Origin of the sequence: Paraburkholderia sp., from assembly GCF_036488795.1 — a bacterium.
GTDB lineage: Bacteria > Pseudomonadota > Gammaproteobacteria > Burkholderiales > Burkholderiaceae > Paraburkholderia.
Window position 1 is genome coordinate 31,585 of record NZ_DASXHA010000131.1, and the last position, 15,586, is coordinate 47,170.

The window sequence follows — 15,586 nt, forward strand, 5'->3', positions numbered from 1 at the left end:
ATCGAACCACACTCCGTCACGCAAAAAAAAGCGCCGCAAAATGCGGCGCTTTGAGTTTCCAACGCGGTTTCTGTTGCTTCGGCGCTCATTTACGCCGCAAGCGGCCAGCGCGTCACATGTTCGGATAATTCGGCCCGCCACCGCCTTCCGGCGTGACCCACACGATGTTCTGCGTCGGGTCCTTGATGTCGCAGGTCTTGCAGTGCACGCAGTTCTGCGCGTTGATCACGAGGCGCTCGCTGCCGTCGTCGTTCTTCACGAACTCATACACCGCCGCCGGGCAGTAACGCGCCTCCGGTCCTGCATAGGTGTGCAGGTTCACGTTCACCGGCACTGAAGGATCTTTCAGCGTCAGGTGCGCCGGCTGGTTCTCTTCGTGATTCGTGTTCGAGATGAACACCGAAGAGAGCCGGTCGAACGTCAGCTTGCCATCGGGCTTCGGATACACGATCGGCTTGCTCTGCGACGCGGGCCGCAGCATCTCGTGATCCGAATGCTGGTGATGCAGCGTCCAGGGCACGTTACCGCCCAGCAGTTTCTGCTCGATGCCCACCATTAGCGTGCCCAGGTACAGGCCCTTGCTCATCCACTGCTTGAAGTTACGGGCACGGTACAGCTCGGTGTGCAGCCACGAGGTCTTGAACGCTTCCGGATAAGCATTGAGCACATCCGACTGACGGCCGGCCTGGACGGCGTCGAAGGCTGCTTCGGCGGCCAGCATGCCGGTCTTGATCGCGGCGTGCGAACCCTTGATGCGCGACGCGTTCAGGAAACCCGCGTCGTCGCCGACCAGCGCGCCGCCGGGGAACACCAGCTTCGGCAGCGACATCAGGCCACCCGCCGTGATGGCGCGCGCGCCGTACGACACACGCTTGCCGCCTTCGAGGAACGCGCGGATCGCCGGATGCGTCTTGTAGCGCTGGAATTCCTCGAACGGCGACAGGTACGGGTTCGAATAACCGAGGCCCACCACGAAGCCGACCATCACCTGGTTGTTGTCCAGGTGATAGAGGAACGAGCCGCCGTAGGTGTCGGACTCCAAAGGCCAGCCCGCCGTGTGGATCACCAGACCCGGCTTGTGCTTCGCCGGATCGATTTCCCACAGTTCCTTGATGCCGATGCCGTAGACCTGCGGATCGACGCCGTCGCGCAGCTTGAACCTGTCGTTGAGCTGACGGCCCAGATGACCGCGCGCGCCTTCGCAGAACAGCGTGTATCTGGCGTGCAGCTCCATGCCGAGCTGGAAGTTCTCGGTGGGCTGGCCGTCCTTGCCGATGCCCAGATTGCCGGTGGCGACGCCCTTCACCGAGCCGTCTTCGTGGTACAGAATTTCAGCAGCCGGGAAGCCCGGGAAGATTTCGACGCCCAGCGCCTCGGCCTGCTGGCCCAGCCAGCGCGTGACGTTCGCCAGGCTGATGACGTAGTTACCGTGATTCTTGAAGTTATCCGGCAGCGCCCAGTTGGGCACCGACTTCGCGCCGGCTTCTGAGAGAAACAGGAAGCGGTCCTCGGTCACTTCGACGTCCAGCGGCGCGCCCTTGTCCTTCCAGTCCGGAATCAGTTCGTTCAGCGCGCGCGGGTCCATGACCGCGCCGGAGAGGATATGCGCACCGATCTCCGAGCCCTTTTCCAGTACGCAGACGCCGATCTCGGCACCCTTCTCCTGCGCCAGCTGCTTCAGACGGATCGCCGCGGACAGGCCGGCGGGGCCGCCGCCGACCACCACCACGTCATATTCCATCGACTCACGCGGGCCGTACTGCTCAATGAGACTTGCGGGGGTCATTGATGCTCCTCTTACCGTTAGAATGCTTTTTTCGGGATCGTATTGTGGGCGAAGGGTTCCTGCGCCGCAACCCAATGAACAGAGATTAGCACGATCGTTCTATTTTTGTGATAGGGTCTTGCCCGGGTTTCCACGTATGCTCGCGGCCTCGCCGCATCCCTAACCCAACCGAACAAGGTAACCACAATGGGCCGTTCGATCAATCTGGAAGGCAAGGTGGCGCTGATTACCGGCGCCTCGAGCGGACTGGGCAAACGTTTCGCTCAGGTCCTGTCGCAAGCGGGCGCGAAAGTCGTGCTGGCGAGCCGCCGCACCGAACGCCTGAAGGAACTGCGCGCCGAGATCGAGGCATCCGGCGGCGCCGCGCATGTCGTTTCGCTCGATGTAACCGATTACCAGAGCATCAAGGCCGCCGTCGCGCATGCCGAGACGGAAGCGGGCACCATCGACATTCTGGTGAATAACTCGGGCGTCTCGACTACCCAGAAGCTGTCGGAAGTCACGCCTGCGGACTTCGAATATATCTTCGATACCAACACGCGCGGCGCTTTCTTCGTGGCCCAGGAAGTGGCCAAACGCATGATCATGCGCGGCAACGGCGGCCAGAAACCGTCGTACCGGATCATCAATATCGCGTCCGTGGCGGGATTGCGCGTGCTGCCGCAGATCGGCCTGTTTTCGATGAGCAAGGCCGCAGTGGTCCACATGACGAAGGCGATGGCGCAGGAATGGGGCAAACACGGTATCAATGTAAACGCCATCTGCCCGGGCTATATCGATACGGAAATCAATCACCACCACTGGTCGACCGATCAGGGGCAAAAGCTGGTTTCCCTGCTGCCGCGTCACCGCGTCGGCCAGCCGGAAGACCTGGACGGCTTGCTGCTGCTGCTGGCCGCCGACGAATCGCAGTTTATCAACGGCTCGATCATCGCCGCCGACGACGGCTTCGGACTCTGCTAAGGGCCGCCGTAGCCATGGTAATTGGCTCCAGCCCACACATTCGCCACGTCCGCGACGATCACGCAGCCTGCCTGACCCGCGCGCCACTCGTATTCGACTTGCGAGCCTGGCGCGCACCCCCTCGTGCAGCTTTGCCGCACACCCGTTTTAACCCGCAGAAGAAGTACGATGAACGACTATCACCCCGTTTTTGAGATGTCCATGCCGATCCGTTGGGGCGACATGGACGCATTTGGCCATGTGAACAACACGGTCTATTTTCGCTACATGGAGCAGGTGCGCATTTCGTGGTTCGAACTGCTCGGCATTGCCGGCGGCAATGGCGAGGGGCAGGGGCCCGTGATCGTCAATGCGTCCATGGAATTCCTCAAGCAGCTCCATTACCCGGGCGACGTGATTGGCCGCATGTCGGTCGGCACCCCGGGCCGCAGCAGTTTCGATACCGGTTTTGAACTGACCCGCGGCGACGATCCGACGACCGTCTACGCCCGCGGGCAGGCGCGCTGCGTGTGGATCGACTACGCGGCGGGCAAGTCGGTGCCGATTCCGGATCTGCTGCGCTCGACCATCGAAAACGCGGTATTGGTCAAGGCCTCGTAAGGGCAGCGTAGCCGCCCGCACGGCTGACGGTCTGCTCGTTGGCCGTCAATGCCTTATCCATGCCCGAGCAGCCGTTGCAGCAGTTCAGTCGCGTTGCCCGTGTCGTACTTGCGCATCAGCCGCGCCCGGTAAACGTCCACCGTGCGCGAGCTGATGTCCAGCACCCGGCCGATCTGCTTGCTGGTTTTACCCGTTACCAGTTGCGCGGCGATCTCACGCTCGCGCGGCGTCAGTTCGACCGCGACGCGCCGCGTCGCGCTCAGATCCTCGAAGGTCCATACGCCCGCTGCGTGCGGCGCATCGCGCTCGAGCGAGCGGCCCGTCACGTGACACCAGAACAATTCGCCGTTGGCGCGCTTCATGATCCGGTCGTCGGCGTAGCTGCCCTGCGCCGTCATGATGGGCGGGATGCGCGCGCCGATCCGCTCGAATTCGTCCGCTGACGGATACAGCACCTGAAACGACTGGCCGAGCAGCGCCTCGCGCGCGCAGCCGAAAATCGACGCCAGCTGGTCGTTGCAATCCTCGATGAAGCGCTCGCGCGAGAGCACGAGGCCGATCGGCGCAAGATGAAAGGCGGTCTGGTAATCCAATGCGGGCATGACGGAAAGGAGAGGGGCGGCAAATCACTTATGTACTTTTGCGTATTGTGCCGCATGGCCCGCGCATCGTACCCTTTCGAACCAGCACGAGGTTGCGATGTCGTATGCGGACGGGCGCGGCGCCGAGGGTGGCGTTTCAGCACAAGGCCGGCCGCAGATGACTAGAATGAGGCTTCCGGGCCGAGGCTTGCCTCGGTATTCACCGCGGGCCATTATGATTCCATCGCACCGATCCGGATTACGGGTTTCCATAAAGGAAGGGACACATTGATGAACAAGGTCTATCCAGGCGCGGCTGCCGCGCTCAAGGACATCGTCAAGGACGGGCAGACATTCGCCGTCGGCGGCTTTGGCTTGTGCGGCATTCCGGAGGCGCTGATCGCGGCGTTGCGCGATTCGGGCGTAAAAGGCATCACCTGCATCAGCAATAACGCGGGCGTCGACGGTTTTGGCCTTGGCCTGCTGCTCGAAACGCGGCAGATCAAGAAGATGATCTCGTCGTATGTGGGCGAAAACAAGGAATTCGAACGCCAGTACCTGGCCGGCGAACTCGAACTGGAATTCACACCCCAGGGCACGCTCGCCGAAAAGCTGCGCGCCGGCGGTTCGGGAATTCCGGCGTTCTTCACGAATACCGGTTACGGCACGCTGATCGCGGAGGGCAAGGAAACCCGCCAGTTCGGCGAGAACCATTACGTGCTCGAACATTCGCTGACCGCCGACGTCGCGCTCGTCAAGGCGTGGAAGGCCGACAAGTCGGGCAACCTGATCTATCGCCGCACCGCGCGCAACTTCAACCCGATGTGCGCAATGGCGGGCAGGATCACGGTCGCCGAGGTCGAGGAAATCGTGGAAGTCGGCGAACTCGATCCGGACGCGATCCATACGCCGGGTATCTTCGTGCAGCGTGTCGTGCTGAATGCGCATCCGGAGAAACGCATCGAACAACGCATTGTGCGCGCGAAAGGAGCTTGATCATGGCATGGACTCGTGACGAAATGGCCGCGCGCGCGGCGCGCGAATTGCAGGACGGCTTTTACGTGAACCTGGGTATCGGACTGCCCACGCTGGTGGCGAACCACGTGCCGGCGGGCGTCGAGGTTTGGCTGCAGTCGGAAAACGGCCTGCTCGGAATCGGCCCGTCGCCGACTGAAGAGGAAGTGGACGCAGACCTCATCAACGCCGGCAAGCAGACGGTCACCACGCTGCCGGGTTCGTCGATTTTCTCGTCGGCGGATTCGTTCGCGATGATTCGCGGCGGCCACATCAACCTGGCCATTCTGGGCGCCATGCAGATCAGCAAAAAGGGCGATCTGGCCAACTGGATGATCCCGGGCAAGATGATCAAGGGCATGGGCGGCGCGATGGATCTGGTGGCGGGTGTCAAGCGCGTCGTGGTGCTGATGGAGCACGTCGCGAAGGGCGACCAGCACAAGATTCTCGAAGAATGCACGCTGCCGCTGACGGGCGTGGGCGTGGTCGACCAGATCATCACGGACCTCGGCGTGATCGAAGTGACGGCGGATGGCCTGAAGCTGATCGAACTGGCACCGGGCGTGACCGTGGATGAGATCAAGGCCAAGACCGGCGCGCCGCTCGATGTGAGCGGCGTGAGCTGAGCTTCGGGTGGTGTGTCAGGACTGCCGCCGTTTGACTGGCGGCGACTGAAACTGAGCGGGCGAGACGCAAGTCTTCGCCCGTTTTGCTTTTTGTGCCGGGCGTTTGTCCTATGCCGTCCGGCCGATCCTTGCCGCGCGGCAAAGCGGTTTACAATCTTCTACACGTTTGATGCCTTTTGACCTGCGCCTTGTTGTGGCTTGTGTGGCTTGTGTGGCTCGCGTGGCTTTTGCGTGGTAGCGCTGCCTGGTTCATGGTTGCGCCTTAACAAGGAAAATCCGATGACCGCTTTGTCCTCCGCTCCATCCTTCGCCGCTGATCTGGCCGCGCCCCGCCAACGGTTCGTGCAATGTGCGAGCCCGGCGGGCTTGCATCGCGTTGCTTACACTGAGTGGGGCGATCCGGCCAATCCGCGCGTGCTGCTGTGCGTGCACGGCCTGACCCGGTCCGGGCGCGATTTCGACAGGTTGGCCGCGGCGTTCGCGCGTACCTACCGCGTGGTGTGTCCCGATGTGGTGGGGCGAGGGCTTTCATCCTGGCTCAACGCCCCCAACTATTACGTCGTGCCTCAATACGTCGCGGATATGGTGACGTTGATCGCGCGGCTCGACGTGGAGAAAGTGGACTGGTTCGGCACGTCGATGGGCGGCCTGATCGGAATGGGACTCGCAGGCCTGCCGGACTCGCCCATCCAGAAGATGCTGCTAAACGACGTCGGACCGCATCTCGAACCGGCTGCGGTGGCGCGCATTGGCGACTACCTCGGCAAGCCGGTGCGTTTCGAGAGTCTGCAGCAGGGCATCGACTACGCCGCGTTGCTGGCGCAGTCGTTCGGACCGTTGACGCCGCAGGAATGGCGCGAGATCAACACGCCGCTCATCCAGGAACGCGACGGCGCCTGGCAATTCCGCTACGACCCTCGCATCGCCCAGCCGTTTGCCGCCACCACGGAAGAAATGGCCGCGGCCGGCGAAGCTGCGCTGTGGCGCGCGCTGGCCGCAATTCCCGGCCCGGTGCTGGTGGTGCGCGGCGAGCAATCGGATCTGCTGTCACGCGAAACCGTGGCGAAGATGGTCGAGCAGGGCAAGCATGTGTCGAGCGTCGAGATACCCGGCGTAGGACACGCGCCGGCCTTTCTGAGTGCGGAGCAGATCGACATTGCACGCCGCTTCTTTATCGGGCCGGCTGCACAGGCGTCATAATATGAAGTTTCGCGTCGCGTTCTGCGTGTTTTTTGCACCCTTGTCTGGCGTGCGCGATGCGAAATGCATTCCCCAAATTTAACCACCACCAGGAAATTTCATGGCAGTCATTCGTCACCACGTCGGCAAGCGGCTCTCCGAAATCGCTGTGTACAACGGCACCGTCTACCTCGCGGGTCAGATCGCCGAGGACGCGGATCAGGACATCACCGGCCAGACGCGCGAAGTGTTGGGCCACATCGACCGTCTGCTTGCTGAAGCAAACAGCGACAAGTCGCATCTGCTGTCGGTGCAGATCTTCATCTCCGACATGGTCCACTTTGCGGGCATGAACGCGGTGTGGGACGAGTGGGTTGCACAGGGCGCCACGCCGCCGCGCGCAACCGTGGAAGCGAAGCTCGCCAACCCGAAGTGCCTCGTCGAAGTCGTGGTCGTGGCCGCACAGCGCAGCTAAACCGAAGTCTTTTGTTGAACCCCTGTTGATCCGTCTGGCCCGGTGGGCCGTCGCACCATGAATACCGATACCGTTACGACCGCAGTGGCTCCCATCCCTTCCTTCGACGAAGCGATGGCGTTCGTGCGGGAACACGCGGGCGAGGCGCGGCTGTCGTCGGGAGAGTTGCTGGCGGATCACGCAGCAGGTACGGCGGCGATCATGCGCACACTCAATGTCGATCCGCCAGCGGTGCTGGCGGCGGCATTGTTTGCGCTGACGCCGCATCTGCAGGACCCCGAGCGCGTGATTGCCGATAATTTCGGTGAAGAGGTTGCGCAACTCGTGGGCGACGTGCGCAAATTGCTGCGCCTCGGCACGGTCAGTTTGCGCGCCGCGCAGAACGCGATTCCCGAAGCCGGGCGCGATGCGCAGGCGGCGCGCCGCGCGCAGGTCGAGGCGCTGCGCAAGATGCTGCTCGCGTTCGCACAAGACATTCGCGTGGTGCTGATCCGGCTTGCATCGCGGCTGCAGTCGCTGCGTTACTACGCGGCGGCGAAGATCACCCCGTCGCCAGACGTCGCACGCGAGACGCTCGATATTTACGCGCCGCTCGCGAATCGTCTGGGCATCTGGCAACTGAAGTGGGAGCTGGAAGACCTCGCGCTGCGCTTCGAAGAGCCTGCCACATACAAGCGCATCGCGAAGCTGCTGGACGAGAAGCGCGTCGAGCGTGAAACCTACGTGGCCGAGGCGATCGCACGGCTGCAACACGAGCTCGCGGTGGCGAATATTCGCGCCGAAGTCAGCGGGCGGCCAAAGCACATCTATAGCATCTGGCGCAAGATGCGCGGCAAGGAGCTCGACTTCTCCGAGCTCTACGACGTGCGTGCGTTTCGCGTGATCGTGCCGGATATCAAGGATTGCTACACGGTGCTCGGCATCGTGCACAACCTGTGGCAACCGGTACCGCGAGAATTCGACGACTACATCTCGCGACCCAAGCCCAACGGCTACAAATCACTGCATACGGTGGTGATCGGCGACGACGGCCGCGCATTCGAAGTGCAGATTCGTACCCAGGAAATGCATCAGTTCGCCGAGTACGGCGTCGCGGCGCACTGGCGCTACAAGGAAGCCGGTGCGCGCGGCTACGGCGGCCAGGTCACCGCCAGCGAAAAGTACGACGAGAAGATTGCGTGGCTGCGCCAGTTGCTGGCGTGGAAGGACGACGTGTCCGAGGGCGAGCATGGCGAAAAGCGCGCGGCGAAGCCGTGGGAGCAGTTGCGCCAGGCCACCTTCGACGACGACCACATCTATGTGCTCACGCCGCAAGCCCGCGTGATTCCGTTGCCGCAAGGTGCAACGCCGGTTGACTTCGCGTATCACCTGCACAGCGAACTGGGTCATCGTTGCCGTGGCGCGCGCGTCGACGGCGCGATGGTACCGCTCAACACGCCGCTGCAAAACGGGCAGACGGTCGAGATCGTCGCGGTCAAGGAGGGCGGCCCGTCGCGCGACTGGATCAATCCGCAGCTTGGCTATCTATATAGTCCGCGGGCGCGCCAGAAGGTGCGTGCGTGGTTCAACGCAGTCGAGTTGCAGGAGAACATCGCCAACGGCCGTGCGATGGTCGAAAAGACGCTGCAGCGTGAAGGCAAGACTTCCGTCAACCTCGATCAGCTTGCGTCGAAGCTGGGCTTCAAGACCACCGACGATCTGTTCTCGGTAGTCGGCAAGGAAGAGTTCAGTCTGCGCCAGGTCGAGCAGGCATTGCAGGACGCGCCGCCGCCCGAGCCGGTCATCGAGGCGCCCGAGCAGTTCGAGAAGCGCAGTAGTGGATCGAGCGTCGCGCACGGTGCGTCGACAGGCGTGCTGGTGGTCGGGGTCGATGCCTTGCTGACGCAACTGGCGCGCTGCTGCCGCCCGGCGCCGCCGGACGGCATCAGCGGATTCGTCACGCGCGGCAAGGGCATGTCGGTTCACCGTAGCGACTGCCCGACGTTTCGGCGCATGGCCGAACGCGCGCCGGAACGCGTGCTGGAGACCGCTTGGTCCGCAGACGTGATGAGTGGACAGGGGCGGTCGGTGTACCCCGTCGACCTGACGATCGACGCCACGGACCGCCAAGGCTTGCTGCGCGATATCTCAGAAGTATTCGCGCGCGAGAAGATGAATGTGATTGGCGTAAAGACGCAGACGCGTCGCAATGCCGCATTCATGCAGTTCACCGTCGAGGTGTCGAGCGCGGCGCAGATTCAGCGCGCGTGTACGTTGCTCGGCGAAGTCACGGGTGTGCTGCGCGCATCGCGCAAGTCGTGATGCGCGGGGCAGGTTGGGTTGGTTGCAGGATCGATTCGGGTGTCGATTAGGCGTAGCGGTAATTTTCAGTGTCGCCGTACAAAAGTACTTGCCAAGCGATGTGGGGCTCCATATAATCTCGTTTCTTCAGGCTCGTAGCTCAGCTGGTTAGAGCACCACCTTGACATGGTGGGGGTCGTTGGTTCGAGTCCAATCGAGCCTACCAACGAAAAAGAAACGTCGGTTTTGCCGGGGTTTCAAGAGATGTAGCAAGCGCCTTGGCGCAAAAGGCGAATACGGTTATGACACCGCGAACGTTGACCGAGACCACTTCGGAACGACGCTAGTCGAGGACCACTTTCGCCCTTGTAGTTGCTTGAAATGTGAATGCGGCCCCTCGAAAGCGGGGCCGCATTTTTTTCGTCTTGATGCTTTTTCATCTGCATGTTGCATGTGCTGCCGCCGGCCGGCACTACGGAGAACGCAATGGTTTCGATACGTCTGCCTGACGGTTCAGTTCGACAATACGAGCATCCGGTGACCGTCGCCGAAGTGGCGGCTTCCATCGGCCCTGGCCTTGCAAAGGCTGCGCTGGGCGGCAAGATTGATGGCGAACTGGTCGACACATCAGCGCTGATCGATCATGACGTGTCGCTTGCGATCGTCACGGAAAAAGACGCCGACGGCCTCGACATCATTCGTCACTCAACGGCGCACTTGCTTGCCTACGCGGTCAAGGACCTTTATCCGGAGGCGCAGGTCACGATCGGGCCCGTGATCGACAACGGCTTCTACTACGACTTCGCGTACAACCGTCCCTTCACGCCGGAAGATCTCGAAAAGATCGAAAAGCGCATGCAGGAACTCTCGAAGAAAGACGAGCCGGTTTCGCGCCGCGTGGTATCGCGTGACGAAGCGGTGGACTACTTCAAGAGCATTGGCGAAAAGTACAAGGCGGAGATCATCGAATCGATCCCCGTTGCCGACGAAATCAAGCTGTATTCGCACGGCGGCTTCACGGATCTGTGCCGCGGCCCGCACGTACCGTCCACCGGCAAGCTGAAAGTCTTCAAGCTGATGAAAGTGGCCGGTGCGTACTGGCGCGGCGATTCGAAGAACGAACAGTTGCAGCGTATTTACGGTACGGCCTGGACGAAGAAAGAAGACCAGGAAGCGTATCTGCACATGCTCGAAGAAGCTGAGAAGCGCGATCACCGCAAGCTCGGCAAGCAACTCGACCTGTTCCACATGCAGGACGAGTCGCCGGGCATGGTGTTCTGGCATCCGCGCGGCTGGACGCTTTGGCAGCAGGTCGAGCAGTACATGCGCCGGCGCGTGAATGACGCGGGCTATCTCGAGATCAAGACGCCGATGATCATGGACCGCTCGCTGTGGGAGGCGTCGGGTCACTGGCAGAACTATCGTGAAAACATGTTCACGACGGAATCGGAAAAGCGCGATTACGCGATCAAGCCGATGAACTGCCCGGGTCACGTGCAGGTGTTCAATCACGGTCTGCGTTCGTACCGCGACCTGCCGCTGCGTTACGCGGAATTCGGCTCGTGTCACCGCAACGAATCGTCGGGCGCGCTGCATGGTTTAATGCGCGTACGGGGTTTCGTGCAAGACGACGCGCACATTTTCTGTACTGAAGACCAGTTCATCAGCGAGTCGATCGCGTTCAACACGCTGGCCATGAGCGTGTATAAAGACTTCGGTTTCGACAATGTCGAGATCAAGCTGTCGCTGCGTCCCGACGCGCGCGCCGGCACCGATGAGACGTGGGATCGTGCCGAGCAGGGTCTGCGCGACGCACTGACCGCCTGCGGCGTCACGTGGGAAGAACTGCCGGGCGAAGGCGCCTTCTACGGTCCGAAGGTCGAATATCACATCAAGGACGCGCTTGGCCGCTCGTGGCAATGCGGCACGTTGCAGCTGGATATGGTGCTGCCGGAGCGTCTTGGCGCCGAGTACGTCGCGGAAGACAACAGCCGTCGCCGCCCGATCATGCTGCACCGGGCAATTGTCGGATCAATGGAGCGCTTCCTCGGCATTCTGATCGAGCACCATGCCGGTGCGATGCCCGCATGGCTCGCGCCAATGCAGGTGGTGGTGATGAATATCGCGGAAAGTCAGGCCGAATATGCGCAATCTCTGGCCCAATCGTTGCAAAAACAAGGGGTTAGAGTAGAGGCCGATTTGCGCAACGAGAAGATTAGCTATAAAATACGCGAGCACACGCTGGAAAAGGTCCCGTACCTCCTTGTGGTCGGCGACAAAGAGCGTGATGCCCAAACGGTAGCCGTGCGTGCCCGTGGCGGTGTTGATATGGGTGTGATGCCCGTCAGCGCCTTCATTGAGCGTCTGCGCCAGGACGTGCAGTCGTTCAGGTAAACCACCTGGCAGCGCGGCTCGTTTTTTTAATTTTTAGAGGAAACGTAACATCGCTACTGATAAGTCTGCGCACCGCATCAACGGTGAAATTACAGCACCCGAGGTGCGTCTGGTCGGAGTCGAGAACGAACCGCTCGGCATCGTGAAACTCGCGGATGCTTTCCGGATGTCGGAACAGCAAGACGTGGATCTGGTGGAAATCGCTCCGCAAGCGGTCCCGCCGGTTTGCCGCTTGATGGACTACGGCAAGTTCAAGTACCAGGAAGCGAAGAAGCAGCACGAGGCCAAACTGAAGCAGAAGGTCATCCAGGTCAAGGAAGTCAAATTCCGCCCGGGTACTGACGACGGTGACTACAACGTCAAGCTGCGCAATCTCGTCCGCTTCCTCGAAGATGGCGACAAGACGAAAATCACGTTGCGTTTCCGTGGCCGAGAAATGGCTCACCAGGAAATCGGTATGCGCATGCTTGAACGTCTGCGCACTGACCTGGACGAAGTCGGTCAGGTCGAGCAAATGCCGAAGATGGAAGGGCGCCAGATGATCATGGTGCTTGCTCCGAAGAAAAAGAAGTAAGCAGCGCTCCGGCAGTTGCCGGATCGCTGGGTTGTCGGGCTGCGCGCCTCAAGGCGAGCGCCGGAGCCGAACAGGATTGAAGCAGTACTTCGCCGCGTGTGTGGCGGAGCAAAGCAGGTTTCGGAATGCGCTCCATGCAAATGGCGCTTTCCTGAAAGAGCGGCGGCCGGTACATCGGCTAGCTGCATACCAAGTGGAATGGGTTTCGAAGGGCGGGTCATGGCTTTCAAGCCGACCGCACACCCATATCCATCAAATAATGGAGTTGTTCGTCATGCCTAAGATGAAGACCAAGAAGAGTGCTGCAAAGCGCTTCGTGGTGCGTCCGGGTGGTACCGTCAAGCGCGGTCAAGCCTTCAAGCGCCACATTCTTACCAAGAAAACCACCAAGAACAAACGCCATCTGCGCGGTTCGACGGCAGTTCATGATTCCGATCTGAACTCCGTGCGCGCAATGCTGCCGTTCGCTTAACCCTTAACTAAAACTCACAGGAGCTAATTATGCCTAGAGTCAAACGTGGGGTTACCGCACGGGCCCGTCACAAGAAGATCATCAAGCTGGCCAAGGGTTACCGCGGCCGTCGCAATAACGTCTATCGCATCGCCAAGCAGGCGGTCATGCGCGCAGGCCAGTACGCCTACCGCGATCGCCGCAACAAGAAGCGTGTGTTCCGTGCATTGTGGATCACGCGTATCAACGCGGCGGTGCGTCAGCACGACATGACGTACAGCGTGTTCATCAACGGTCTGAAGAAGGCCTCGATCGAACTTGACCGCAAGGTGCTGGCCGACATGGCTGTGTTCGACAAGGCTGCTTTTGCTGCGATCGTTCAGCAGGTGAAAGCCGCCGTTGCAGCCTGATTGCGCTTTTGGCAATTAAAACTGCGTGGTTCGTTGCAGCGAAAATCCGGTAGTCTCGGTGACGCTGCAACAAAAACGGGGCTCCTCACCGAGCCCCTTTTTTGTTGGTCGAACCAGTTTTGCATCGATTGAACACTGACGTTTAAATGATGGGATCAATGGATCTGGACCAGATTGTCGCTGACGCGCAAAAAGCCTTCGAACAAGCCTCCGACGTCACCACCCTCGAGAACGAGAAAGCCCGCTTTCTCGGCAAATCGGGTGCGTTGACCGAGCTGTTGAAGGGTCTTGGCAAACTCGATCCCGAGACGCGCAAGACCGAAGGCGCGCGGATCAACCTCGTCAAGCAGCAGGTTGAGGCCGCCTTGACGGCGCGCCGTCAGGCGCTTGCCGACGCACTCCTGAACCAGCGCCTCGCCGCTGAAGCCATCGACGTCACGTTGCCCGGCCGCGGCATCGGAGCAGGCAGTCTGCACCCGGTCATGCGCACGTGGGAACGCGTCGAACAGATTTTCCGCAGCATTGGATTCGACGTGGCCGACGGCCCCGAAATCGAAACCGACTGGTACAACTTCACCGCTTTGAACAGCCCGGAAAACCATCCGGCGCGTTCGATGCAGGATACGTTCTACGTCGACGGCAAAGATGCCGACGGCCGGCAACTGCTGTTGCGCACGCATACCAGCCCAATGCAGGTGCGCTATGCGCGCATCAATACGCCGCCCATCAAGGTGATCGTACCGGGCCGCACGTATCGCGTGGACAGCGACGCCACGCACTCGCCCATGTTCAATCAGGTCGAAGGCCTGTGGATCGACGAGAACGTCAGTTTCGCTGACCTGAAGGGCGTCTACGCCGACTTCCTCAAGAAATTCTTCGAACGGGACGACATCCAGGTACGCTTTCGTCCGTCGTACTTTCCGTTTACCGAGCCGTCGGCCGAGATCGACATGTTGTTCGAAACGGGCAAGAACGCCGGCAAGTGGCTTGAGATTTCGGGTTCCGGCCAGGTTCACCCCACGGTGATCCGCAACATGGGACTCGACCCGGAGCGCTACATCGGCTTTGCATTCGGCAGCGGTCTCGAGCGGCTGACCATGTTGCGCTACGGCGTGCAGGACTTGCGTCTCTTCTTTGAAAACGACCTGCGCTTCCTGCGGCAATTCGCTTAACGCTTCAAGCCGCAACTGCGCGTGTCACGCGCAACGAGGGCGGCCGCGCGGGCATCACAGATGCAGGCGCGCGCCGCAAGCAGTGCCACCGGCAGGGTGCCGGGTGACCAGAATGTGGTTACCGGATGCACCGGCCGGACGTGGACTAACCTGATCAGAACGTACACAGAACCATGCAATTCCCGGAATCCTGGCTAAGAAGCTTTGTCGACCCGCAGATGACGACGGACGAGCTATCGCACGCGCTGACGATGGCGGGCCTCGAAGTCGAAGGGCTGCGGCCGGCCGCGCCGCCGACCCGGAAGATCGTTGTCGGCCGCGTTCTGGAGGTCGTGAAGCACCCGGACGCGGACAAGCTCAACGTGTGTCAGGTCGACGCCGGCACAGGCGCCACGCTCCAGATCGTATGCGGTGCGCCGAACGTCGCGCCGGGCATCAAGGTGCCGGTCGCGCTGGTGGGCGCCGAACTGCCGCCGGCCGAAGAGGGCGGCGCGCCGTTTGCGATCAGGCTCTCGAAGCTGCGTGGCGTGGAAAGCCAGGGCATGTTGTGCTCGGCGCGCGAACTGAAGCTGTCGGAAGACCATAGTGGCCTGATGATCCTGCCGGAAGATACGCCGGTTGGCCAGGATATTCGCGCGACGCTGAACCTCGACGATACCGTCTTCGAAATCAAGCTGACGCCGAACAAGGCGGACTGTCTGTCGGTGTTCGGCGTGGCGCGCGAAACGTCGGCGATTACCGGCGCAGTACTGCGCCCGCTCGAGATCAAGCCGGTCAAGGTCACGTTGAACGAAACGCTGCCGGTGAAGATCTCCGCGCCGGATCTGTGCGGCCGTTTCTCGGGACGGGTGATTCGCCGCGTGAACGCGCGCGCGAAGTCGCCGCAATGGATGGTGCAGCGCCTCGAACGTTCGGGTCAACGTAGCATCTCCGCGCTGGTCGATATTTCGAACTATGTGATGCTTGAACTCGGCCGTCCGTCGCACGTGTTCGATCTGAACAAGATCCACGGCAGCATGGACGTGCGCTGGGGCCGCAAGGGCGAAACGCTGAAGCTGCTGAACGGCAACACGGTCGAGCT

General features: G+C 61.2%; 15 protein-coding genes and 1 tRNA gene. 14 read left to right on the forward strand and 2 right to left on the reverse strand.

The window, feature by feature from the left end:
- Positions 1–112 precede the first annotated feature (112 nt).
- A complete protein-coding gene (locus VGH41_RS19190; RefSeq protein ID WP_331599110.1) occupies positions 113–1,786 on the reverse strand; it encodes an electron transfer flavoprotein-ubiquinone oxidoreductase in 1,674 nt (557 codons plus the stop codon).
- Between the two features lie 186 nt (positions 1,787–1,972).
- Here VGH41_RS19190 and VGH41_RS19195 point away from each other — a divergent pair, with 186 nt between their 5' ends.
- Both VGH41_RS19195 and VGH41_RS19200 read left to right on the forward strand, forming a co-directional pair.
- Positions 1,973–2,749 carry an SDR family oxidoreductase gene (locus VGH41_RS19195; RefSeq protein WP_331599111.1) on the forward strand — a complete coding sequence of 259 codons (777 nt, stop codon included), beginning with the start codon at positions 1,973–1,975 and terminating at the stop codon, positions 2,747–2,749.
- A gap of 168 nt (positions 2,750–2,917) precedes the next feature.
- Positions 2,918–3,349, forward strand: coding sequence for a thioesterase family protein (locus VGH41_RS19200; RefSeq protein ID WP_331599112.1), 432 nt, complete (start codon positions 2,918–2,920; stop codon positions 3,347–3,349).
- A gap of 53 nt (positions 3,350–3,402) precedes the next feature.
- On the opposite strand, the gene VGH41_RS19205 is transcribed toward VGH41_RS19200, so the two are convergent.
- Complete coding sequence (locus tag VGH41_RS19205; RefSeq protein ID WP_331599113.1) at positions 3,403–3,951, reverse strand: LuxR C-terminal-related transcriptional regulator; 549 nt, start codon at positions 3,949–3,951, stop codon at positions 3,403–3,405.
- A gap of 270 nt (positions 3,952–4,221) precedes the next feature.
- Between VGH41_RS19205 and VGH41_RS19210 the strand changes: the two genes are divergently transcribed.
- The 12 genes from VGH41_RS19210 to ytpR form a co-directional block, all read left to right on the forward strand.
- Positions 4,222–4,926, forward strand: coding sequence for a CoA transferase subunit A (locus VGH41_RS19210; protein WP_331599114.1), 705 nt, complete (start codon positions 4,222–4,224; stop codon positions 4,924–4,926).
- Between the two features lie 2 nt (positions 4,927–4,928).
- Positions 4,929–5,570, forward strand: coding sequence for a CoA transferase subunit B (locus VGH41_RS19215; RefSeq protein ID WP_331599115.1), 642 nt, complete (start codon positions 4,929–4,931; stop codon positions 5,568–5,570).
- 279 nt (positions 5,571–5,849) lie between these two features.
- Positions 5,850–6,770: an alpha/beta hydrolase gene (locus VGH41_RS19220; RefSeq protein ID WP_331599116.1), complete on the forward strand. Its 921-nt coding sequence runs from the start codon at positions 5,850–5,852 to the stop codon at positions 6,768–6,770.
- Between the two features lie 100 nt (positions 6,771–6,870).
- Positions 6,871–7,224 carry a RidA family protein gene (locus VGH41_RS19225; protein WP_331599117.1) on the forward strand — a complete coding sequence of 118 codons (354 nt, stop codon included), beginning with the start codon at positions 6,871–6,873 and terminating at the stop codon, positions 7,222–7,224.
- Between the two features lie 57 nt (positions 7,225–7,281).
- Positions 7,282–9,525 (forward strand): bifunctional (p)ppGpp synthetase/guanosine-3',5'-bis(diphosphate) 3'-pyrophosphohydrolase, encoded by a 2,244-nt coding sequence (locus VGH41_RS19230; protein ID WP_331599118.1) that lies wholly within the window; start codon positions 7,282–7,284, stop codon positions 9,523–9,525.
- A gap of 128 nt (positions 9,526–9,653) precedes the next feature.
- A tRNA-Val gene (locus tag VGH41_RS19235) sits at positions 9,654–9,730 on the forward strand.
- 260 nt (positions 9,731–9,990) lie between these two features.
- Positions 9,991–11,898: a threonine--tRNA ligase gene (thrS, locus tag VGH41_RS19240; RefSeq protein WP_331599119.1), complete on the forward strand. Its 1,908-nt coding sequence runs from the start codon at positions 9,991–9,993 to the stop codon at positions 11,896–11,898.
- 49 nt (positions 11,899–11,947) lie between these two features.
- Positions 11,948–12,472 (forward strand): translation initiation factor IF-3, encoded by a 525-nt coding sequence (infC, locus tag VGH41_RS19245; protein ID WP_075643713.1) that lies wholly within the window; start codon positions 11,948–11,950, stop codon positions 12,470–12,472.
- Positions 12,473–12,746: 274 nt separating this feature from the next.
- The gene (rpmI, locus tag VGH41_RS19250; protein ID WP_006052501.1) at positions 12,747–12,944 is read left to right on the forward strand and encodes a 50S ribosomal protein L35; all 198 of its coding nucleotides are present in this window, start codon (positions 12,747–12,749) and stop codon (positions 12,942–12,944) included.
- Positions 12,945–12,973: 29 nt separating this feature from the next.
- Positions 12,974–13,333, forward strand: coding sequence for a 50S ribosomal protein L20 (gene rplT / locus VGH41_RS19255; RefSeq protein WP_006052502.1), 360 nt, complete (start codon positions 12,974–12,976; stop codon positions 13,331–13,333).
- Positions 13,334–13,491: 158 nt separating this feature from the next.
- Entirely contained in the window at positions 13,492–14,505 is a 1,014-nt protein-coding gene (pheS, locus tag VGH41_RS19260) for a phenylalanine--tRNA ligase subunit alpha (protein ID WP_331599120.1), read from the forward strand.
- Positions 14,506–14,678: 173 nt separating this feature from the next.
- Positions 14,679–15,586 (forward strand): YtpR family tRNA-binding protein (gene ytpR / locus VGH41_RS19265; protein ID WP_331599121.1); only part of this gene is annotated, 908 nt, incomplete at its 3' end.